Origin of the sequence: Maritalea mediterranea (assembly GCF_021568695.1) — a bacterium.
Lineage (GTDB): Bacteria > Pseudomonadota > Alphaproteobacteria > Rhizobiales > Devosiaceae > Maritalea > Maritalea mediterranea.
In genome coordinates this window covers 1-22089 of record NZ_JAKGTI010000002.1, presented here as the reverse complement: position 1 = coordinate 22089, position 22089 = coordinate 1, and the positions used below count along the sequence as shown (strand labels likewise).

Genomic DNA, 22089 nt, shown 5'->3' with positions numbered 1-22089 from the left:
TGTTGCAGCGCACTTCCATTCCGCACAATCTCGCAACGTCACGCAGTTATGCACAAACAGTCATATTCTGTCAAGAAGCTTCATAAAAAATGAGAGAATTGCCATATATATGTAGAATATTGCTATTTTGTGGAAATTATCGTGCATGCACCTCTTGATCAACACGCATAACTCTCATATAACGTCACAAGCGAGCATGCGGTGAATGCTATGTGCTCAATGATAACCCAACGCAGGATATATAGAGGGTAACTGATGCATGAGCATGTGAAACGCGGAGCGGTTCCGTCGCTCAATAGAGTGGACAGCGCGCCGTCAATTCCGGCGCAGTCCGATGTGGTGATAGTGGGGGGGGGTATAGCGGGAATTTCAACTGCTCTCTTTCTTGCGGAAAAAGGCATAAGCGTTTGTGTGTGTGAGAAAGGGGAGGTTGCCGCTGAGCAGTCTTCAAGGAACTGGGGCTGGACGCGACAGATGGGGCGTGACCCGCTAGAGATGCCGCTCACAATACAAAGTCTCAACCTTTGGCGGTCGCTGAAATCGCGATTTGGTATCAAGGCCGGCTACAGGGAAACCGGGATTGCATATGTGTGCCAGAAAAAATGGGAAATCGAGCAGGCACAAAGCTGGGCAAAAACGGGCCAGGAGCATGGCTTGCCGCTCAAGATGCTGAATGGTGCTGAAATTGAGGCGTTGCTCCCTGGCATTTCATCCGGCCATAGTTTCGGCTTGCACACCTCATCAGATGGTCGTGCGGAACCGGCACTAGCGGTGCCGGCTTTTGCGAAAGCCGCTCAAGAGCGTGGTGCTGTGATCGTGACTAATTGTGCGGTGCGCGGTATCGAGCGCACTGCAGGGGCCGTATCTGGGGTCGTGACGGAGCATGGTTCGATCAAATGTTCGAATGTGGTAGTGGCCGGTGGTGTCTGGTCAAGGTTATTCCTGGGCAATGCGGGTATTCATTTGCCGCAGCTCAACCTCGTGGCCACAGCAGCCCGCATTGAGGGTGACGTCGAAGGGCCGGATTTGCCCGTTGGTGGCGCGACCTATGGCATTCGCAAGCGCCTTGATGGCGGTTATACGCTCGGGCCGCGCAATATCAACATTGCACCCATCGTGCCCGACAGCTTCAGGCTGCTATTGGACTATCTGCCTGTATTCATGAATAGCTGGCGTGAACTGCGACTGACGTTCGGTCACGAATTCTTCTCTGAACTCAAACAACGTCGGTTTTGGTCCAATGATGCTCGTACAGAATTCGAGGAAAAGCGCACACTAAATCCGCCACCACCCGACTGGATGATTGAATCGGCTTTTAAGGGATTGAAAGCCGCATTCCCAGCGTTCAGGAATGCGCGCATAACGCATACCTGGGGCGGGGTAATTGATGCATCCCCGGATGGTGTGCCCATCATCGATGCGGTAGACTATGCGCCCGGCGTATACATAGCATCGGGCCTATCGGGGCATGGATTCGGAGCGGGCCCAGCGGTCGGCCAACTAATGGCAGAAATCATATCAGGTGACAAAACTACCGTTGATCCTCAACCATTCAGATTGGATCGTTTCCGTTCGACACGGAAACGCAAATCACAGGGTTTTGTCATTCAAGCAGAAGGAGAATAACATATGGCCTGGCGTGTTGGCGTGGATTCTGGCGGTACATTTACAGACATCTGCCTCTTCGAAGAGGAAACGGGGCGTATTGAAATCTGGAAAACACAGTCGACCCCGGACGATCCTTCGCGTGGAATCGCAGAAGTAGTCAAGCAAGGACTAGAACGTGTTGGTGAAGATCTCTCAACCATTACGTTTTTTGGTCATGGCACGACGGTGGCAACGAATGCTTTAATCGAATTGCGGGGCGTTAAAACAGCATTGATTACGACAGACGGGTTTCGCGACCTTCTGGAAATTGGCAGGCAAAAGCGCCCAAGCCTATATGACATGTTCGCTGAAAAGCCCGAAATTCTGGTTCCGCGCAATTTACGATTCAATATCAGTGAGCGACTGCGGCCCGATGGGAGCGTGGAACAGAACCTCGATCAGGAGCAACTGCGCACTGTACTCAGGGAACTCGCGAGCCAAGACATCAAGGCACTTGCGGTGTGCTTTCTCTATAGCTTTATGAACGATACTCATGAGCAGGCCGTGCTGGCTGATACTCGCGAAGAATTGGGAGACATATTCGTTTCACTTTCAAGCGAGGTTGCACCCGAGTTCCGCGAGTACGAACGTTTGTCGACAACGGTAGTCAACGCCTTTTTGGGCCCCGTAATGGAGCGATATATTCAGCGCTTGGAAGCCCGCCTTGTTGAAGCCGGTTTGCAAACATCGCCACACCTGACTCAGTCAAATGGCGGCGTAATTGGCTTTGAAGCAGCTGCACAGTTTCCCGTGCGTACTCTGTTGTCCGGACCGTCCACAGGGGTCGTGGCGGCGCAGGTAATCGCGGGGCTAGCAGGTTTTGACAATGTTATTACCTTCGATGTCGGCGGCACCTCGTCGGACGTTGCCTTGCTGGAAAATCGCGCCTGCAAGAAAACCGGCGAAGCTGAGGTACATGGCTATCCGATCAAAGCACCCATGCTCGACATTCACACCGTTGGTGCTGGTGGTGGCTCTATCGCCCATGTCGACAATGGCGGGCTTTTGAAGGTTGGTCCGGAAAGCGCGGGCGCAAATCCCGGACCGGTTTGCTATGATCTGGGCGGCGAGCGCCCCACGCTCACAGATGCCAACGTGGTGCTGCAGATTCTGAATCCGGTTGAAATGCTTGGTGGTCGCATGAAGGTCAATAAGGCCAAGGCTGAGAAGGCAATCCGCAAACTGGCAAAGTCGCTCAAGCTCGAATTGCTGGAAACAGCACAAGGCATTATCTCGGTCGCAACCGCCAACATGGCCAAGGCTATACGCGTCATTTCGGTGCAGCGCGGTCATGATCCGCGCGACTATGCTTTGATGGCATTTGGTGGCGGTGGCCCGCTTCATGCAGCCAGATTGGCGCGCGAACTGGATATTAAAACGGTCATTGTACCTTTAACACCGGGAGCTTTGTGCGCAGTTGGCCTACTGATGACAGACCTCAAAGCGGATTTTGCGCAAAGCTTTCTGACTAATCTTTCCGCGATCGAGCCGGGCCAATTGGTCGAGCGATTTGAACAAATCGAGGCACAGGCCTTGGATTGGTTCAACCGTGAACAGATCGAACCTGAAAGCCGTCTGTATTTGCGGACAGTCGATCTGCGTTACGTGGGGCAGAATTACGAACTGCAAGTATCATTCCCAGAGGGCGAAATAACAAAAGACACGTTGGCAAAACTGCGTGAAGATTTTGAGGCGGCCCACGCTCAGCGTTATGGGTTCTCGCCTGAGGGCGAGGCTGTTGAACTTGTCACTTTGCGTACCGAGGCTGTGGGGGTCGTAAAGAAAGCCAGTATTCAGGCGAAGATGGACAAAGCCTCGTCACTACCGCAACCGGTGGGTACGCGAGAAGTTTGGATGCCTGAAGCAGAGGGACTGGTCACCAGTCCGGTCTATCAGAGAGATGATCTGCAGTTTGGGCATGAATTTCAAGGCCCGGCGGTTGTTGAGCAAATGGACACAACGACACTGATCCTTCCCGGAATGCGTGCGCGGGTGGATGCATATTTGAATCTGATTTTGGAGGATCGCGCATGACGAATCTTGATCCAATCACAATCGAAGTCATTGGCAGCGCCATGACTTCGATTGTTGAAGAGATGGGCGAAGCCTTGGTGCGCTCAAGCTATTCAACCAACATTAAAGAGCGCCGGGATTGCTCAACCGCGCTGTTCGATCATCGCGGTAACATGCTGTGTCAGGCGGAACATATTCCCATGCATCTGGGAAGCTTTATCGGGATCATCGCCCACATCCTTGATCGGCATGCTGTGAATGATATCCGGCCTGGCGATGTATTTATCGGCAATGATGCTTATGTGGGCGGCGCAACGCACCTCCCGGACATCGTTTTGGCTGAGCCGATCTATTTTGACGACCAGATCGTTGCTTGGTCCATCAATACCGCACATCACTCGGATTTCGCAGATCGCGGACATTCGCACATCTATCAAGAAGGCATTCGGATTCCGCCAGTGCGACTTTATCGGGCCGGTGAACTGCAAACGGATGTTCAGGATATTTTCCTGCTGAACTGTCAGGTGCCACGCGAGCGTCTCTCCGATCTCCGCGCGCAAATGTCGGCGAACCGGCTGGGTGTGCAACGTGTGCAAGGGCTTTGCGAGAAATATGGCAGCGAACGTGTGTTGGCGGCAGGCGATGCTTTGCAGGATTATGCCGAGCGGAAAATGCGGGCTGGTATCGCCGCGATCCCGGATGGTGTTTATCGATTCTCCGATACGTTTGATAGCAATCAATTCACACAAGCAATGGAGCTGAGCGTCGCCATCACGATATCGGGCGATTCAATGGCGCTAGATTTCACAGCACCACCGCAAGTCCGGGCAGGGCTGAACATGGTTTACACGGCTCTTTTGGCCTCGTGCTATTACGCAGTCAAATCAGCAATTGACCCCACCATTCTGCCTAATGCCGGTCTGGCGCGGCCTCTGTCGGTGACGGCGCCTGTGGGGTCCATTCTCAATTGCCAGCATCCCGCAGCAGTGGATGGACGCATTGCACCCAGCCAGCGTGTGGCTGACCTTATTCTGGGGGCAATGGCTGAGGCGCGGCCCGGCCAAATTGCAGCAGCTGGCAACGGCTGTTGCACCGGCGCGACCTTCTCCGGAACGCACGAGAACGGCGACATATGGGTTTATCTTGAAACAATTGGTGGTGGCGGTGGTGCGCGGCCAACCGCAGATGGGCTAAGCGGTATTCAGGTGCACATGACGAATACGTCAAACCTGCCTGTTGAGGGGCTGGAACGTGAATACCCGCTCACCTTGCTGCGTTATGAACTCGTGGATGGGTCTGGCGGTGACGGCGAATTCCGTGGCGGCATGGGTTTGCGCCGGGTTTACCGGGTTGAGCGTGCCTGCCAGCTATCCATTGATACGTCGCGCCTTTTATCCGCTCCATGGGGGCTGGAAGGCGGTGGTTCTGCCATGGGCAGCAAACTCGATTTCGGTGACGGCCGAACGGATTTCCGCGGTATTATCGATCTTGTTGAAGGTCAAATCATTGAAATCTCAACACCAGGTGGAGGCGGTTATGGAACCCCCTCGGATTGCGATCCGAACGGGGTTGTCAGGACCTTCAATAGGGACACCTCGGCGTAACAGGCCGGTTGCGCCAATAGCTGTTCGCCTCCAATTCCCGAGTCAGTGCGCGTGCCTTCAATCCTTGAGATGAGGGCACGGGTGCGACCACAATACTAGGAAAGTGACACATGTCTTATCAACCCAGCGCTGAACGATATGCCAAAATGACCTACAATCACGTAGGCAATAGTGGGCTGAAATTGCCTGCCATTTCACTTGGCCTCTGGCACAATTTTGGCCATTCGACCTCCAATGAAGTCAAATCATCTATTTGTCGAACGGCATTTGATTTGGGTATTACCCATTTTGATCTGGCGAATAATTATGGCCCGCCTGCAGGCAGTGCCGAAGAGGCCTTTGGTGAAATCCTGAGAACAGATTTTGCCAGTCATCGGGACGAGTTAATCATTTCCTCAAAGGCGGGTTGGGATATGTGGGAGGGCCCCTATGGTGATGGGGGCAGCAGAAAATACCTGATGGCCTCTTGTGACCAGAGCCTCAAACGTCTTGGTGTCGACTATGTCGATATTTTCTATTCGCACCGGTTTGATGCCAACACTCCGTTGGAAGAAACCATGGGCGCGCTTGATCAAATCGTCAGATCCGGCAAAGCGCTCTATGTGGGGATATCGTCGTATAATTCCGAGCGCACACGCGAGGCCGCAAAAATCCTAAAGAATCTCGGTACGCCTTGTCTCATCCATCAGCCCAGCTACAACATGCTCAACCGGTGGATCGAACGCGACGGCCTCAAGGATACATTGCAAGAGTTGGGTATCGGTTCGATCGTTTTTACGCCCCTGGCTCAAGGCATGCTGACGGACAAATACCTGAAGGGCGTACCCAAAGACAGCCGGGCCAGCCAAAATGACACGCTGAGCAAAAGCTTCCTGTCTGAGGAGGCCATGGAGAATATCCGGCAGTTGAACGCCATCGCAAAAAATCGCGGGCAAACACTCGCTCAAATGGCCATTGCATGGGTTTTAAGGGATGGTGGCGTGAACTCTGCATTGATCGGAGCGTCAAAACCACAACAGGTCATTGACTGTGTAGGAGCGCTCGAAAACCTCTCATTTACAACTGCCGAGCTTGACGAAATAGATCGTTATGCCGTCGAGGCCGATATCAATTTATGGGCAGGTTCCTCAAGCTAGAAGCTTTGGGTTAACACGGTGTAAGGGGCGACGGAAGATCGGCGATCATCCGCCGCTTTTTTTATGTGATGCATGTTGCCGTATTGCCAAATCAGGGGAGGGGGAGAGGAGTAAAAGTGCAACGACCATGATGCCTCCCAAACCTCCTATACAGATACTTCGAAAACCCCTTCGTCGAAACAACGCAATGCCGACAAAAAATCATTGTATTGTTCAGGATTGTCTCAAATAGGTCGAGCCGAAGGGCGATTATGTCCCGCATATCCGCCTTTAATTCAAATCCTGGCAAGGCATCCGATGAAGATCTGCTTAGGGGGACGCAATGGAAGCGGTCCCAATGTCGGCTTTTGGGATAGCGCTCTCTCGGAGACTGGTACGCGTCATAAATCTGGTGTGTGGACGCGGACATTATTTCAATTAAGGTGGATTCGTCAGGGCGTTTGGGAGGCCATTTTTTGCGGAAAACCGCCCGGGTGGCCGCAGGTGAGGGCGGCCCAGTCTCGGCCTTGTTCCAGCGATTGTTGCAGGTTTTTGCCTTTGTGCAGGGCGGCGATGACGCCTGCGGCGAAGCTGTCGCCGGCGCCCGTTGTGTCGACCACGTTGACGGGGGTGCTATTGGTTTCGGCCCAATCATGGCCGTCAAATCCGACGCTGCCCTTGGCGCCACAACTGACAATAGCGCATTTTGCGCCCTTCTTTATCAAGTCTATAGCGCGTGTGCGGGCCACGGACTTATCATCACCAGCAGAATCAAATGCGAGCGAGAGATCCTGAGGGTCTTTATCAATTGGCGCGGCATTCACGCCCAAATCCTGAGAGACAAATACATTGTGACCGCGCAAAAAGCGTTTGGTGGTGCCGCCATCTTTGAGCCAGCCGATATGCACATGGCGCATCTTTTTTAAAATGTCTAAATCAGCACAGCTGGGACGATAGAGGCCGCTGGCGCCAAATTCTTCAAAGTCAATTATGCGATCACCGGCAGGGGTGAAGGAAAGGTTTGTATAAGCGGTTGGGGCGTCAAGACGTTGAGTATGGACGTTGGACACGTTGTTTTGATTTAACGTCTTGATGGTTACATCACCATCTATATCCCGGCCAACTGCGCCGAAATAGGCTGACTTCTCTCCGTGTCGGGCCAATTGAACCGCAACATTCAGTGCATTGCCGCCCACCAGCATTTGGTGAAGGGGTGCGCCAAATCTATCGATACAATTGTCGCCGACACAAGCAAAATCAAATGATGGCATTAAACTGCCCCAACCTTAAAGATGTCGGCCGAAGACGACATCAATTCAATTAATAGGCCACGCGCTTATAATAGCGACGTGTGGTCAATGGATGATTGCGCAGGCTTTCCAAGTGTGCGCTCATGCGCTCCATCATGGTGGCCAGGGCAATCGGCGACGCATAGGCACGCGCGGTGGGAGACAGGTCGCTCATATCAAACTTTGCCGTATCAAAAATGATCAACTCATTGGTATATTGCTTGGCAAAGTTTTCAACGCGTTCCACAAGAGGCCGGTAGGCATCTTCGCCCTTGTACAACAACACACTCACATCCTTTTCCAAAATCTCTAGCGTGCCGTGGAAAAAATGTGAGGCGTGCACAGGCCGCGTGCGGATCCACTGCATTTCCTCCAAAATGCACATGCCATAATAATGCGCTTCTGGCCATGTGTTTCCGGCGCCAGCAATGATGTGATAATCCATATTTTGAATATGGGTGGCAATCTGCGCCGCCTCGGATTCAAATTGCTGCTTTACTGAGAGCAGCACTTGCGGCAATTGATCAAGCTCTTGATAAAGAGCCTGTGCATTCTCCAGCTCGCCGCGCGCCGCCATAATAGCGTGGGCAATAGCATAGGACTGAATGTAAAAGCTTTCGCACGATGTATCATCTTCAGCAAAATTGACAAACGCCTTGTCTGCTTTTTGCGCCAAGGGCGTGTTGGCATGGCCGGTCAAAACGATCACGTGGGCGCCAGCCTTTTGCGCTGTTTCCAGCAATTCGATGCTTTCCTTGGTGGTCCCTGAAAGGGACGGGATGACCACAATGGAATTACTGCCCAAATGGACTGAGCCATCGATGTTCAATTCGGCAGTGAATTCTGTGAATACGGGAAAGGCAGAGCGCTTGCGCAAGAGATCTGCCGCGGGTTCCATCAAAATCGCTGCGCCGCCTGTGCCCAGCAGAAAAATGTTTTGCGCCCCATTTTCAACTAGGCCGGCGATGTGCGGGCGCAGGGCCTGCGCCTGCGCAACCGCCCCATCCTGGATTCGCAAAAAACGCTCTGCATCAAAATTAAACATGGCTCCCCCTTCGTGAGCTAAAGTTCAAACAACTTGTATAGGTTGTATGACAACATGCATGAGAAAATATTTTTGTCAAGCTGGCTCAAATTGACTAAAATAGATGATCACTACACGTGATGCTCACCTATAAAATACTGTGATTTCAACATATTGGTATATATATCCCCTAAACTTTAGGGTGCATATCCGCGGTTCTTTATGGTCCGCAATTATTTTCTTTTTCATATATTGACAGGTGAATAAGTGCATGCAACGATTAGTTGTCATACAACATTAGGTGGTGTGGGTCGGCACGCATCGCTGATGTTTTACAAAAGGGAGTAGACAATTGAACAATGTTATTAAATTCGCGGTGGCAGGCGCATTGGCGCTGTCGACCACGCAGGCGATGGCCGGCGAAACCCTGGATCGGGTGATGGACCGTGGTGAAATGGTTGTGGCCACAAATTCGGGCTGGCCTCCACAAAGCTTTCTCAATGACGATAATGAAATGGTGGGCTTTGATATTGATGTGGCCACAGAGATTGCCAATCGCCTGGGCGTAGAGGTGCGGTTTGAAACACCTGATTGGGCCACAATGACCGGCGGTCGCTGGAAAGGGCGCTACGATTTGGGCGTTGGGTCTGTGACCCCCACCAAAGCTCGAGCGCAAGTGATCGACTTTCCGGGCACCTATTATTATAGCCCCTATGTGTGGGTGGTGCATGAAGATGCCGACATTCAAACGGTGGACGATTTGAATGGCAAGGTAATCGGTGTGGAAACCGCAACCACGTCAGAAGATTATATTCGTCGGCAATTGGATATTGCAGCGCCAGACCAGCCGCCAATCGAATATAAGGTTGAGCCTGGCGATATCCGCACCTATGCAGAATCCATGTTGCCTTTTGATGATTTGCGCCTTGGCCAAGGTGTACGGGTTGATGCGGTGATTGCACCAGAGCAAACCGCAGGGCAAGCCATTGAAAATGGCTATCCATTGCGGATCATCGAAGATGAATATGCGTTCCGTGAGCCCTTGGTGGTGATCACCGAAAAGGGTGATGAAGAATGGAACAATAAGATCACTGAAACCCTCAATGCCATGAAAGAGGAAGGCGTGATCGCAGAGTTCAGCACCAAATGGTACGGCAAAAACTACGCCGCTGAATAAGTGTAATGTGCCGGCCCTTAGGGTCGGCGCATTTTCTCACCTTTGCCCCATCTCTCGGGAACCAAGACCATGAATTACGTTGACAGCTATTATGCCCGCACTGTGGTGGACCAAAAGGAGCGGTCTGCTCTTGCAGGACAGGAAGCGGCACAAATCTGCATTATTGGTGCAGGCTATGCCGGCCTCACTGCTGCGCTTGAATTGGCAAAGGCCGGCAATAAAGTCATCGTGCTTGAGGCAGATATGGTGGGGTGGGGCGCATCTGGTCGCAATGGCGGATTTGTCAGCCCCGGCTATGCAGTAGGTGAGGCGCAAATTGCAAAAAAGATTGGCAATGCTGACGCCCGCACGCTGCACAATATGTCGATTGAAGGCATGGAAATTGTGCGCGACAATATTCAGCAATATGACATTTCATCAGCGGAACCGATTACCGGAATCACCGGGGTAACGCGATATGATAGTGGCGAAGATCTGAAAATTGCTGCAGCGCAAAGCTTGCGAGACTATGATTATCCGCTTGAGTTTTTGGACCGCGACGCTGTTCAGGATCGGCTCAAGTCCAGTTGCTATCATCAAGGCTTGCGCGACAAGAATGCGTTTCATATTCATCCGCTCAATTATGCGCGAGGCCTTGCCGCTGCGGTGGAAGCAAACGGCGGCATAATCTTTGAACAATCTGCTGCCCAGCGCATCGAAAAAAGTGCGGACAGCGTGTTGATACACACAAAGAATGGTCGGGTGAAAGCTGATCAAGTGTTGGTGACCACCGGTGGCTATACCGGCAACCTATTGCCCAAATTAAAGCGCGCCTTTTTGCCAATTGCCACCTATGTGTTGATCACCGAGGCCGCGCCAGAGCAACTGGCACATGTGATTAAGACCCGCGATGCGATTGGCGATGATCGCCGTGCGGCGGATTATTATCGGTTGGTCGAGGGCGGCAAACGTCTCATGTGGGGTGGGCGGATCACCACCATGCCCGCCAAATCAGAACATGTGGCCCAGATTTTACGCAAACAAATGGTAGGGACATTTCCTGAACTTGCGACGCTCAAGGTTGAACTGGCCTGGTCAGGTCTCATGGCATATGCCCGCCATCAAATGCCGCAAATTGGCAAATTAAACAATCAGATTTGGTATTGCACCGCGTTTGGTGGCCATGGGCTGAACACCACAGCGATTGGTGGCACCATAGTGGCCGAAGCCCTTTTAGGCACCTCAAATCGATATGAATTATTTGCGCCATATGGCCTGAGCTGGACCGGCGGGCCCGTGGGCAAAGCTGCGGCGCAGATGACCTATTGGGGGTTGCAGGCCATGGACTGGTGGAAAGAACGTGGCTAAGCGCCACACAGCATTGGGGGGACTATGCTCAGAGAAATATTGATCAAATATCCAGAAGCCACCAAACAGGTGGGACTAAGCGTTTTGTTTGTTGCGCTCACCGCTGCATTTTACTTTGTGGGGTTGCGCGAAAACACATTTCTGGCCTTTGTTCCCGGCCTTGCACCCACGGCAGAACAGAGCCCCATTATTGTAGGCATCTTCAGCGCCACATTGGTGGCGGTACTGTTCTTTTTGAACTGGAAATTGATCAGCAAATTTGGCCGCGTACAGCAAATGCTGGTGGTGTGGGCTGAGCTTTTAGTTCTCTTGCTGATCTTTTTCTATTCATTTGATCTCAGTTTTGAATTCATTCTGCGCAAGATTGGATTTTTGGTCACGCGTGGGGTGATGACCACCCTATATATCTCTGCTGTTTCCATCGCCATTGCCACCGTCATCGCGCTTGTGGGGGCCATTGCCAAACTCTCCAAAAATGGCGCAATTTATGGCTTGGCGACGTTCTACACCTCCCTGTTTCGTGGTTTGCCACTTTTGATGCAGGTCTATTTGATTTATCTCGGATTGCCACAGCTTGGCTTTATTATCGATGCCATTCCAGCGGGGATCACCGCGTTATCGCTTTGCTATGGCGCTTATATGACTGAAATTTTTCGCGCTGGCATTCAATCCATTCCCAAAGGGCAATCTGAGGGCGCGCAAGCGTTGGGCCTCAATCACTTGCAGACCATGTGGTTGGTGATTTTGCCACAAGCCATGCGGGTGATCGTGCCGCCAACCGGCAGCCAGTTTATTGCCATGCTCAAGGATTCCTCTTTGGTGTCAGTTGTGGGCGTTTGGGAGTTGACCTACCTGTCACGCACATTGGGTCAAACCGAATTCAGACATATTGAGATGCTGATCACCGCTTCGTTGATTTATTGGCTGCTGTCCATCGGCTTGGAGTCCATCCAAGCGCGCATTGAAAACCGTTATGAACGCTCTTACCGGCGATAAATCTCCCGTGCCGGATCACCCCTCCGGCGCGCCATTAGGCATGTTGCAATGAAAATCAGTTCTGCCATCGCGCCCGCAAGCTTAGTGTGGGCGCCAGCGGCATTTGCCGTTTTGTCGTTGTGTGACGCCATGGTGAAATATCTGACCAGCCATTATTCTGTGGCACAAACTTCGATCATGGTGAGTGTGGTCGGTCTTGGCTTTACCGTGGCGCATGCCTTCATTCAAAAACGACCCAAAGCGCTCTGGCCCCTACATCCAAAAATTGCGGTTCTTCGGGCGGTGTTTTTGGGTATCGATACGGTGTTGATCTATATTGCATTTGATCTGTTGCCGCTGGCCGAAGCCTATGTGTTGGCATTTCTCACGCCCATATTGGTGGCGTTTTTCTCAGCCATTCTGTTCAAAGAAGTGTTGACCCGCAAACAATCCTTTGCGGTGATGCTTGGATTTGTGGGTGTTATCATAGTGTTGCGTCCCGGTATCTCCGTGATCGGTTGGGGGCATGTGGCGGCCCTGGGCTCAGCTTTTGTGTTCGCCGCTTCCATGTTGGTCATGCGAAATTTGAAAGCCAGTGAAACGGACTTGGCGCTGGTCAGTACCGTGTTGATTGGCCTGATTTGCTGCGCGGGATTTTTGTTACCATTCTCCGAGGTGCGTCCGCTTACAACTGATTTTGCGTTGCCATTGCTGGCCGCTGGTTTTTGCTTTTATTGTGGACACCGCTTATTGGTGCGTGCTTTACGATCGCGGGCGGCTAATCTGGTGGCCCCGTTCCAATATAGCCAGATTATTTGGGGCGTGATTTACGGGGCATTGCTGTTTGCTGCCCCAATCGAACCGATTGTGCTTTTGGGGGCCGCCATCATCATATGCGCCGGTATATTGACCTGGCAGCGCTATTAAGAGCGCACAAAACTAAATTCAAATGCATCGCCGCGATGGTAATCTTCTGCATAAACGATTGGTTCGCCGGCGGCGGTGTAAACCGTTTCGACAATGCGGAAAGCCGGGCCAAACTCTTCCAAATTATTGGCGGCAACCACGTCATCGGGTAGCATCACAGCGGCGGCTGTGGCGCTCGACATAGTGGCCTTGTGTCCGTAGCTTTCCAAAAGGGCGATCAGCGAGCCTGACCATTCCACATCGTAGATTTTGTCATTGATCAGCTGTCGTGGCACGTAATCCACACAATACATCAACACATCATCGCGATGCATGCGGATGCGCTCTAACCGCAACACCCGGTCGGAGGGCGCTATTTTTAGCGCTTCGGAAATATGCGCAGGCGCTTGTTGCTCGGCAATAGACAGTACTTTATTGGTGGGGTCATACCCATTGCCACGGGTAAGGGCGGTAACGCTTTCAAAAAGTGTGATCGGCCGCTCGACTTTGAGTTCTGCAATACCCCCAACATATCGCCCTTTGCCGTGATGCACATAAATGGTGCCGTTTTGCTCTAATAGCTTTAGGGCTTCACGCAGTGCAGTGCGCGACACGCCATATTTCGCCGTTAGCGCCGCCTCAGTGGGCAGCTTGTCACCCGCTTTAAAGCCACCATTGGCAATGAATGCGGCCAATTTGTCTCTAAGTTCCAATACAATTGTGCGCGCTGTTCCCATTATGATCAAAGTTCTCCGTCAAGCTTAATCACTCATCATACAAGTATCGACTACAAGTAAGTTTAACAAGTTTTAAGCCCAAATTCGCACGTGGATAAGAGCTCTATAATCGTCAGGGAGCTCGCGTTAGATCGAGCACAGCGTAAACATATGCATTAAATTCGCCGTGGAGGCAAAGCAGTGTTTGCGCGGCGCAAGTTGAAAACTATCCGGGAACCGAATGTCTGCTTTTGGGATTTTGGACCAAGAACGAGGCCCAGGTGCCAAATGACAGTTTCGAGCCCATAGTGCTAGTTGGACAAGTGCATCAAACGACTGAATCTTATTCGTAACTTATCGGTTGTTCTTAGGATTAAGACGGGCGCTTTTTCTCACAGCTTTACTTTTTTCGATTTTGCAAATAAATTAAAAAACATTTTAAAATTAGATAATGATTTTGCGGCAATCCATAGGGAGCCACGAATGTACTTTAAATTACTGATAATAGGTGTAAGACGCCTGTCTATTGCTTTGACCCTGCTGGCTTCTTTCTCTACTACGGGTTTTGCTCAAGAAGGACTATTGCCTGCAAATGAAAGATCGGCGGTCCGATGTGTCCAAGCTGCTTTAAACCTTCGGGGGTTTAAGGCTGGTGGCGTTGATGGCCTTGATGGGCCTGGCACCCAGCGGGCACTTGGAAAGTATCTCGGTCAGGCTGGGATTGAGCTAGACGATACAAGCTTGAAGAGCGGAACTGCAGTCGATCTCTGCGCGTCGTTTATTTCCGGCGAGTATCAAGAATCCAAACTGACCTTAGCGCCCGCATACTCACATAAGCAATTACTAACGCGGAAGGGTATTTCAATTCTGGTTTCATCGCAAAGCGGGGATCAAATTGGACGAAAAGTAACGGGCATGAATACACCTAAGATTGTGTCTTGGCTTTCCGACCTGGCGACCCGTGACAAGGGCTATTATCGGCCATCAAACAAAGACAAAGGTGTAGTATATGCGCTTTGGGCCGGAATAGACGTCGGTGACATAGTTGAAATGCACTGGAATTTTCGGCGTGCGCCGGATGAGCTTTGGTATACGCAACAATTCCGCTACGAAATAGGCGAGGACGCGCTTGAGTTTCCAATTATCGTTGCCAATAACGCGTTTGCAAGCGTTCAAGGGGAATTTTTGTTTCAGGTCTATGTGAACGATGAATTGCGGTATCAGCGATTTGTGCCTGTCTATTGAGAAAGGTTTGAAAATTGACCAAATTCAACAAAGTGTCGGTTTTGTGTTCCGCCCTTCTAGCGATATTACTGGTAACGACCAATGCTTCGACAGTGCAGGCCGGAGGCTCTGAGGGGCCTGGGCTAATCAAAAGACTTCTGACTAGCGAGGAAGTAAGGGCGGAACGAACAGCAATCGCTATGGAGTACGCGTTGGAAAACGAGGTGTTCCTTGCGGAGCTAGAGAATGTGGTTGTCAAGTACAGCGCTATGGCTGTTGGAGTTCCCCCGGATTTCTCCGATGTCTATTTGGGTATCAAAAGTCAGCTTGAAAGAGACAAAAAGGCAATAAAGAGCGGGAAAGATCTGCAATACTGGCGAGAGAGCTTACTAGGTGCCGTCGAATTAATTTTGCCAGATACGGTGGGGATGCTAGGTGTTGCCAAAATGACCACGGCTTTTTCAACGGCATTTGTCTACGGTTATTTCTGGGGAATTTAAAGGTATTCGACCTTTGGTATTTTAATGATATCTCGTGTGCGATCTGGAAGCCGCAGTTGCGCCTTATGACAGTTTTGTCCGCATTGCTGACTGCCACTGTGAACCCTCATTGTTGTGCACCAATAACGTCACGACCAAACCGAAGTGAAGTCTCATCTAGACGGCGTCCGCAATTCTCTGATGAAAAGACATTTTGCGGTGGGCGATGTTTAGAAATTGCGGAGGGCCCGTGGGATTGCCGCCCCGGCCAAATTGAGACAAACTAACAAAATGTCGCGACTAGATTTCGAGAGCACCGCTTCCGTAAGACTGCTTCACCCTGACCGTGGGGAAGCAGTTTTTTCGGCCATTTTTGAGCGAGACCCCCACTTCCTGCACTGGAACCGGATGTCACTCGTCGGAAATGACGATGATTACCGGCGCTTCCTACCAATCAGTAATATTTCGCAATTGAAGTGGGAGCTCTACGATAACCCTGACTGGCCGAAACGGGATGATAGTCAACCAGAACATCGAACATACGGAACGGCCATTTTGAATACACGTGGAAGGGCAAATGGTAGCTCAATAGCACGCGACAGCATTCAGAAATTCGCAAGTTTTGCAATCAACGTACATGTCGAAACAATCACAATAACTGACGCCAAAATGTCTGCCGTGTACGCATTTCTTCAGCGACCACCGGCGTGGGACGCTTATCCAAGGCGGTTGACCGAATCTCTATCAGTGCGCGGGGAGTGGCGAAGCGCGCCTTCGCTCGGGTTAAAGTTACGGTTGCTCACGAACAGATACAGGCGGAACGAAGCAAGAATTTCGCAGGAAATCGAATTGATTGAGATTCCTTGCGTCGAAGTTCAACCCATTGCAGATATATCAGCTGAGGCTTTTGTCGCAGCAGCTGGGGATTTGTGGTTTAGTATTCGTGTCCTTCTGATGTATTGGTTCCGGCAGTTCGTAACACCACTTTCGGAGCAGGTCATTACACCGAATGAAATCACAACAACTTGGCGCAGCGTAGAAGTCGAGCCGAGGCAGGAAACCCGCCACCTCGACCTTGTTGACTTCTTCGGACGCTTCGATGATTTCATTGTTCAAGCGGCTCCAAACTTGGCAATCTACCAAGATCAAAGCAGTCAACTCCACGCGGCTGTTTGGGGTTACGCTGCCTCCTTTAGTACGCCTGTGCTGGAAGTTCAACTGACTGACCGCGTCGAGGCACTTGAGCGGCTTGTAACTGTCTACGAAAGAGCCGCTAGCCTCGATCGGGACCGTGTCAGTCGTCAAAAGTGGAAACCGATTAAATCGGCTCTCAAGCGAACAATTGACAATTTGGACCTTGATGAGGAACTGGCGGGTCAACTAAAGCGCGGTTTTGCCTCTTCGCCCACATTGACTCTCCACGAACGCATAGAACGAATGGCGACTATATACGCCGATCAGTGGGAACAGGCAGATCAGAACCTACTTAAAGGACTCGCCAGTATGATAGCCGCACGGAATTCCATCGTGCATGGGCGGCTGGTCGACAACATTGACCGGCTCGCAATGGAAGGACTGAGGGCACAAGCGATTTTCGACAAACTCTTCTTGTCTTTCATTGGTTGCCTCGAGTTCCACTCCTCGGGCTATGCAAGGGAGTCAATCTACTTCCACGAGCGGCGGCTAGAAGGCCATGACTAGGGATAGAAGCTAAGGGGCGCATGCAGCAAAGGATGTCGTTTCCCTATCGGCCCTCAAATCTGCCATTTGTACCTGCGGCGAATGAAGGCTCTTCGCCCATTGTACCTATTTGGTGATCTCGCTGAAGGTCAGATCTGTCCGCAAAGTCGACGACCGCAGTGAGTCCAACACGAAATTGAAAATAGGTCCCACGAACCGTGATTCTTTGTTCTAGTAGGTCATTTTGGCAGTGGTCATCGCCTCCATCAGTGGTTTGTGGAGTGCAGCAATGTCTTTTCCGAGCTGTGCCAACTCATTATCTGCGCGTTTAATTTTGGCTCCTGCATTCTTCCCTCGATGCACTACAACTAGCTCTGCAGCGGGGTTGTCGGGGTCGGAAAATCGATGCCCGTGAACTGCTTGATTTCGTCGCTCAATTATTCGGGACGCCTGCAGTTCTTTGCGTACGTTCTTCAACTCATTGATGACGCTATCGGGTTTGCCTCGCTCCTCGCAAATTTCGACTGCCAATTTTGCCCTTGCTTCAATATCCAGTCTGCCGGTCACGCTGAGACCTGCCTTCTCTGTTAAATCAAGTGCGGACCAAATTGCCTGCGCAAGAAGAAGTTCGAGGTGCGTGAACTGTATGCAGATATTGCCGATTTGAACATTTCTGTTGTTCATATGTGTTTGAATTGTCGTGTTCATTTTGGTTCCTTGAAATCAGTTGGCATTTTCCAATGAGAATCATAGATGCAGGGCGATTGCGTTGAAGGATATCAGTGTCAGCGGCTTTACAGTGGCCATTGGGATTTTCCGTTAGGCTAGTCGACCGATTATACCGAGTACTGCAGCAACTTAATCCTCGTTCTAACCCTTGTCTTCAAAACACAGCCTCTCTTAGCGATCGGCGGAACGCCTGCAAGCACACTTTTATCTGCGCATCCTTTTGGTTTTAAGAGTAGAACATGGGATCACATCACTGTTTGTAGTGTTTAAGAAATGCTCGCATATGCAGCTTACAATTATCGGGTAAACTATATAAATGATTGACGATTTATCCAAAAATTACAGAGCACATGTTGGACTTAATAAATGGAATTTCGTCGTAGGAATGCAAGGCTCAGAATAGTCTTTTTATGCAGGGGCAATTGTCTTTAAAGGGGGTGTAAATTTTTGAATGATTGGAGCGCGAATGCCAATTTTCAGTTGATGCATACTCTCTCTGTCTTAAAACGGTTCTCCCAAAATGGCAGTCAATTAGTCCGCAAAGCCGCCCTTAATCTCATTTCAGGCAACGCAGCTGATGAATGTCTGCTTTGAGGAAATCAAATGAAGTGGCCCCAATGTCGGCTATATGGGATCTACGGACTTCCCAATAATGGAGGCCTTAACAAGTGCTCCAGGCTCTTCAAATAAAACGACCTGACAAGACAATAAGCGCGCGCTTCGATTGTGCCGGTTCATTTGCACTGGTGATCACGCCAGTACCGGCTCCATTTTGCGGCCCATCCACCGCGCACCATTTCACAATTAACGTCGCCACTCTTTGGTGAATTACACCATGCAGCAGTGCGGTTGCCGCCTGCGGAACCATCTGAAAGGCATTTCATTGAAGGTCCGGTAACAAGAATATGGCCATGGCGCCCAGTCCCTCTAGCAGTGCCCAATAGCGCAACGAGAGCGTCTCTCGACACAATTGCGCCAGTAGAAGGGCAGGGGTGCCCTTGATTGCATGTTCCACCTATCTCTCTTGCCGCAATACCTGCTAGCCGAACTCGCGGCCCCTCCTCGCACCAGATTGGACCGTCGCCATCCCATACATGGGTAGGAGTACACACAAAAATTGAACCAGCCGGGAGGACAGGAGCTCCTGCAACAGCAGAAAACGTAAAAGTGTTCAATAAGATCAAAATCGTGGCGCATAATTTAGGCAAGTGCTAGATTTCCTTTTAATTCAGGGCCTCATGCTTATCACGATCTGAGGCCCACTGGTATGCCGTGAAAACATTTACATGCATCTTGTTTGCCTGGAACAAGGTTACCGAAATCAGCCCGCTCAACTTCACATTTGGGTTATTCGGTGGCATATAGGCTGAATATTTTGCTCACACTTTGGTTTTTATATGAATCCGCAATTGCCAAAAAACATCCCACGCGAACAACTCGAGCTTCTTTTTCTTATTGGCCAGCGTTCAAGCACCGACGAAATCTATATCCGTTCTGCAATGACTATTGAACGTCAGAGATTAGTATTGGGGAAGCTGATTGGACGGTTTCAGTTCGAAACCATTCAAGAAATTAGATCATTCCATAAAGAGCACCAGGAAGAGATCTACAATCGTCTTAAAAAAATGGGTAGCTTTGCGCTCAATCCTTGTGTAGGGCCCGATGGAGAAGATCTTCAGCCGGTCCTGAGTGAGCAAGATAATCAGGACTGCGCCGAAATCCTCCGTCGGTTGGACGCTGCCGGCAATAGTCCAAGGTGAATTTAGGCATCACAAGTTGTGGGAGCGGACAAAGGTGCAGTTCGCGGGCCATGTTCTTTGCGACAGTTTCTGGTATATCTTGCTGCAACAACCTTTGAGAAAAAAACTTTGATTGAGTGAGGAAAAACAGGAATGAATGCTGTTGAGATCGAGGAAGCCATATCGGCATTGGCTGAGCAGCCGTTCAATGCAAAAGAGTTCCCGTTCGCCTTTCTCGAAGCCTTCGGCAACAAGGCGACTACGATTAAACGCCTGCGTAGCGGTTCTTCGAACAAGTCCGACCAAGACGGTGTTCTTCAGACAAACAATATTCATTTGAAGGTTTGTGGGGCAGGGGAGGTCACGACGACACTGGCGCAGCTCAAAGCCAGCCCCGCTACCACCAAAGCTAAAGCGAAATTCGTCCTGGCTACCGATGGCGTCGATCTTGAAGCAGAGGACCTGGCCACAGGCGAGACGATCGCCTGTGCTTATGTGGACTTCCCCGATCATTTCGGTTTTTTTCTCCCGCTTGCAGGCATCAGTACGGTCAAACAAATCCGAGAGAGCGCCTTCGACATCAAGGCGACCGGCCGCCTCAATCGGCTCTATGTCGAGCTGTTGAAGGACAACCCCGAATGGGGCACGGCCGCACGACACCACGATATGAACCATTTCATGGCGCGGCTGATTTTTTGCTTCTTTGCCGAAGACACTGATATTTTCACTCAACCAGATCAGTTTACCGGCACGATCGAGCGGATGAGCGAGAAAGATAGCTCGAACACCCACGAGGTGATCAGCGAACTTTTCCGCGCCATGAACACCATGGCTGACGATCGCGCGGCGGCAGGCATCGCCCGTTGGGCGAACATTTTTCCTTATGTGAACGGTGGATTGTTTTCGGGCGGAACGGACGTACCGCGCTTTTCCAAGATCGCGCGCTCGTACCTGCTGCATATAGGCAGCCTCGACTGGACAAAGATTAACCCCGACATTTTCGGGTCGATGATCCAGGCCGTTGCCGATGACGAGGAACGCGGCGCACTGGGGATGCACTATACATCGGTGCCGAACATCTTGAAGGTGCTCAATCCGCTCTTCCTCGATGACCTGCGCGATAAGTTGGAAGAGGCAGGCGAGAACCCGCGCAAGCTTTTGAACCTGCGTAACCGTATGGCGAAGATCAGGGTCTTCGACCCCGCCTGCGGATCGGGCAACTTCCTGGTCATCGCCTACAAGGAGATGCGGGCGATTGAGGCCGAGATCAACAAGCGGCGCGGCGAGGCTGACCGGCGCACCGACATCCCGCTGACTAATTTTCGTGGTATCGAGCTGCGCGACTTCCCCGCCGAGATCGCGCGGCTGGCGCTGATCATCGCCGAATATCAGTGCGACGTGACCTATCGCGGCCAGAAGGAGGCGCTTGCCGAGTTTCTGCCGCTGGATGCCATGAACTGGATCACCTGCGGCAACGCCCTTCGGCTCGACTGGCTGAGCATCTGTCCGCCCACGGGCACGGGGGTGAAGCACCATGCCGATGACCTGTTCATGTCCCCCGTCGATCAGGCTGAGATCGACTTTGAGAACGAAGGTGGAGAGACCTACATCTGTGGGAACCCGCCTTATCTGGGATCGACGTGGCAATCATCCGAGCAGAAGTCTGACCTCGAAGCTATCTTCGGACATCGCACCAAGAGCTGGAAATCGCTCGATTATGTGGCGGGCTGGTTCATGAAGGCGACTGACTTCGGGATGCATACGAAAAGCAGCGCGGCGTTCGTGTCCACCAACTCGATCTGTCAGGGGCAGCTTGTGCCTATCCTGTGGCCGCTGATTTTTCAGACAGGGCACGAAATCGCCTTTGCTCACACAAGCTTCAAATGGGCGAACCTCGCTAGCCACAACGCAGGGGTCACTGTAGCGATTGTCGGGATATCCAATCATCCAGGTCAGTCACGAGAGCTGTATTCTTTGGCAGATGATGGTGAAACAGTCGTTCGCGAAGCTACAAACATCAACCCATATTTAGCTGCTGCGCCAAATATCATTGTCCAGAAGGCCAGTAGGCCAATCTCAAACCGATCAAAAATGGATTACGGCAATAAGCCGACAGATAGTGGAGCGTTGATTCTATCCCGAGCGGAGGCAGATAAGTTATCGTCTGAAGGAAAGACCTTCAGCACATTCGTTAGGCGTTTCATAGGCTCAAGTGATTCCATAGACGGCAGCTCCCGCTACTGTTTGTGGATAGCTGATGAACAGGTTGCTGAGGCGACGGAAAGCGAGTTTCTGGCGGAAAGATTAGATCGCGTCCGTGAGTTCCGTAAGAAAAGCAGCAAGCGTGCTGGACTTGTCTTAAAAAAGTGGACACGACCATGCTCTTTTTAAGCCGCTAGTTTTTCGTACGCCATTGGACTGATGT

Annotated in this window: 16 protein-coding genes and 1 pseudogene; 13 read left to right on the top strand and 4 right to left on the bottom strand. The window is 51.2% G+C overall.

Features of this window, described 5'->3' with window-relative positions; genetic code table 11:
- Positions 1 to 255: 255 nt before the first annotated feature.
- From L1I42_RS09030 to mgrA, 4 genes are all read left to right on the top strand, one after another.
- Positions 256 to 1626, top strand: a complete 1371-nt coding sequence (locus L1I42_RS09030) for an NAD(P)/FAD-dependent oxidoreductase (RefSeq protein WP_236114213.1) — start codon at positions 256 to 258, stop codon at positions 1624 to 1626.
- A gap of 3 nt (positions 1627 to 1629) precedes the next feature.
- A complete protein-coding gene (locus L1I42_RS09025; protein WP_236114212.1) occupies positions 1630 to 3681 on the top strand; it encodes a hydantoinase/oxoprolinase family protein in 2052 nt (683 codons plus the stop codon).
- On the top strand, positions 3678 to 5264 hold the full coding sequence (locus tag L1I42_RS09020) for a hydantoinase B/oxoprolinase family protein (RefSeq protein WP_236114211.1): 1587 nt from the start codon (positions 3678 to 3680) through the stop codon (positions 5262 to 5264). The genes L1I42_RS09025 and L1I42_RS09020 overlap by 4 nt, the downstream gene beginning before the upstream one ends.
- Positions 5265 to 5374: 110 nt before the next feature.
- Complete coding sequence (gene mgrA / locus L1I42_RS09015; protein WP_236114210.1) at positions 5375 to 6400, top strand: L-glyceraldehyde 3-phosphate reductase; 1026 nt, start codon at positions 5375 to 5377, stop codon at positions 6398 to 6400.
- A 431-nt stretch (positions 6401 to 6831) separates the two neighbouring features.
- Here mgrA and L1I42_RS09010 read toward each other — a convergent pair whose 3' ends face one another.
- On the bottom strand, positions 6832 to 7650 hold the full coding sequence (locus L1I42_RS09010; protein ID WP_236114209.1) for a PfkB family carbohydrate kinase: 819 nt from the start codon (positions 7648 to 7650) through the stop codon (positions 6832 to 6834).
- A gap of 49 nt (positions 7651 to 7699) precedes the next feature.
- Positions 7700 to 8713: an SIS domain-containing protein gene (locus tag L1I42_RS09005; RefSeq protein WP_236114208.1), complete on the bottom strand. Its 1014-nt coding sequence runs from the start codon at positions 8711 to 8713 to the stop codon at positions 7700 to 7702.
- A gap of 391 nt (positions 8714 to 9104) precedes the next feature.
- Between L1I42_RS09005 and L1I42_RS09000 the strand changes: the two genes are divergently transcribed.
- The 4 genes from L1I42_RS09000 (at position 9105) to L1I42_RS08985 (ending at position 13118) form a co-directional block, all read left to right on the top strand.
- Positions 9105 to 9869, top strand: a complete 765-nt coding sequence (locus tag L1I42_RS09000; RefSeq protein ID WP_236115025.1) for a transporter substrate-binding domain-containing protein — start codon at positions 9105 to 9107, stop codon at positions 9867 to 9869.
- Positions 9870 to 9938: 69 nt separating this feature from the next.
- Positions 9939 to 11216: an NAD(P)/FAD-dependent oxidoreductase gene (locus tag L1I42_RS08995; RefSeq protein WP_236114207.1), complete on the top strand. Its 1278-nt coding sequence runs from the start codon at positions 9939 to 9941 to the stop codon at positions 11214 to 11216.
- A gap of 24 nt (positions 11217 to 11240) precedes the next feature.
- The gene (locus L1I42_RS08990) at positions 11241 to 12212 is read left to right on the top strand and encodes an amino acid ABC transporter permease (RefSeq protein ID WP_236114206.1); all 972 of its coding nucleotides are present in this window, start codon (positions 11241 to 11243) and stop codon (positions 12210 to 12212) included.
- Positions 12213 to 12260: 48 nt separating this feature from the next.
- Complete coding sequence (locus L1I42_RS08985; protein ID WP_236114205.1) at positions 12261 to 13118, top strand: DMT family transporter; 858 nt, start codon at positions 12261 to 12263, stop codon at positions 13116 to 13118.
- Here L1I42_RS08985 and L1I42_RS08980 read toward each other — a convergent pair.
- Positions 13115 to 13834, bottom strand: coding sequence for a GntR family transcriptional regulator (locus tag L1I42_RS08980; RefSeq protein ID WP_255768982.1), 720 nt, complete (start codon positions 13832 to 13834; stop codon positions 13115 to 13117). The two genes, L1I42_RS08985 and L1I42_RS08980, sit on opposite strands and share 4 nt — an antisense overlap.
- A gap of 294 nt (positions 13835 to 14128) precedes the next feature.
- Here L1I42_RS08980 and L1I42_RS08975 point away from each other — a divergent pair, with 294 nt between their 5' ends.
- The 3 genes from L1I42_RS08975 to L1I42_RS08965 all read left to right on the top strand — a co-directional run bounded on the left by L1I42_RS08975 (position 14129) and on the right by L1I42_RS08965 (position 17217).
- The gene (locus L1I42_RS08975) at positions 14129 to 15058 is read left to right on the top strand and encodes a hypothetical protein (protein WP_236114203.1); all 930 of its coding nucleotides are present in this window, start codon (positions 14129 to 14131) and stop codon (positions 15056 to 15058) included.
- 14 nt (positions 15059 to 15072) lie between these two features.
- Positions 15073 to 15537, top strand: coding sequence for a hypothetical protein (locus L1I42_RS08970; RefSeq protein WP_236114202.1), 465 nt, complete (start codon positions 15073 to 15075; stop codon positions 15535 to 15537).
- A 270-nt stretch (positions 15538 to 15807) separates the two neighbouring features.
- Positions 15808 to 17217: a hypothetical protein gene (locus L1I42_RS08965; protein WP_236114201.1), complete on the top strand. Its 1410-nt coding sequence runs from the start codon at positions 15808 to 15810 to the stop codon at positions 17215 to 17217.
- Positions 17218 to 17427: 210 nt separating this feature from the next.
- Here the strand turns inward: L1I42_RS08965 and L1I42_RS08960 are convergent, their stop codons facing one another.
- Complete coding sequence (locus tag L1I42_RS08960) at positions 17428 to 17904, bottom strand: hypothetical protein (protein WP_236114200.1); 477 nt, start codon at positions 17902 to 17904, stop codon at positions 17428 to 17430.
- A gap of 1418 nt (positions 17905 to 19322) precedes the next feature.
- On the opposite strand from L1I42_RS08960, the gene L1I42_RS08955 reads away from it, so the two are divergent.
- Positions 19323 to 19685: a hypothetical protein gene (locus L1I42_RS08955; protein ID WP_236114199.1), complete on the top strand. Its 363-nt coding sequence runs from the start codon at positions 19323 to 19325 to the stop codon at positions 19683 to 19685.
- A gap of 132 nt (positions 19686 to 19817) precedes the next feature.
- A pseudogene (locus L1I42_RS08950) lies at positions 19818 to 22019 on the top strand (class I SAM-dependent DNA methyltransferase); the annotation flags it as partial.
- Positions 22020 to 22089 lie beyond the last annotated feature (70 nt).

Excerpts from the sequence above, each read along its gene's own strand:
- L1I42_RS08980 (WP_255768982.1), bottom strand. The coding sequence starts at position 13,834 with ATGGGAACAGCGCGCACAATTGTATTGGAACTTAGAGACAAATTGGCC.
- L1I42_RS08985 (WP_236114205.1), top strand. The coding sequence starts at position 12,261 with ATGAAAATCAGTTCTGCCATCGCGCCCGCAAGCTTAGTGTGGGCGCCA.
- L1I42_RS09000 (WP_236115025.1), top strand. The coding sequence starts at position 9,105 with ATGGCCGGCGAAACCCTGGATCGGGTGATGGACCGTGGTGAAATGGTT.
- L1I42_RS08960 (WP_236114200.1), bottom strand. The coding sequence starts at position 17,904 with ATGAACACGACAATTCAAACACATATGAACAACAGAAATGTTCAAATC.
- L1I42_RS09025 (WP_236114212.1), top strand. The coding sequence starts at position 1,630 with ATGGCCTGGCGTGTTGGCGTGGATTCTGGCGGTACATTTACAGACATC.
- L1I42_RS08965 (WP_236114201.1), top strand. The coding sequence starts at position 15,808 with ATGTCGCGACTAGATTTCGAGAGCACCGCTTCCGTAAGACTGCTTCAC.
- L1I42_RS08955 (WP_236114199.1), top strand. The coding sequence starts at position 19,323 with ATGAATCCGCAATTGCCAAAAAACATCCCACGCGAACAACTCGAGCTT.
- mgrA (WP_236114210.1), top strand. The coding sequence starts at position 5,375 with ATGTCTTATCAACCCAGCGCTGAACGATATGCCAAAATGACCTACAAT.
- L1I42_RS08995 (WP_236114207.1), top strand. The coding sequence starts at position 9,939 with ATGAATTACGTTGACAGCTATTATGCCCGCACTGTGGTGGACCAAAAG.
- L1I42_RS09005 (WP_236114208.1), bottom strand. The coding sequence starts at position 8,713 with ATGTTTAATTTTGATGCAGAGCGTTTTTTGCGAATCCAGGATGGGGCG.
- L1I42_RS09030 (WP_236114213.1), top strand. The coding sequence starts at position 256 with ATGCATGAGCATGTGAAACGCGGAGCGGTTCCGTCGCTCAATAGAGTG.
- L1I42_RS09020 (WP_236114211.1), top strand. The coding sequence starts at position 3,678 with ATGACGAATCTTGATCCAATCACAATCGAAGTCATTGGCAGCGCCATG.
- L1I42_RS09010 (WP_236114209.1), bottom strand. The coding sequence starts at position 7,650 with ATGCCATCATTTGATTTTGCTTGTGTCGGCGACAATTGTATCGATAGA.
- L1I42_RS08990 (WP_236114206.1), top strand. The coding sequence starts at position 11,241 with ATGCTCAGAGAAATATTGATCAAATATCCAGAAGCCACCAAACAGGTG.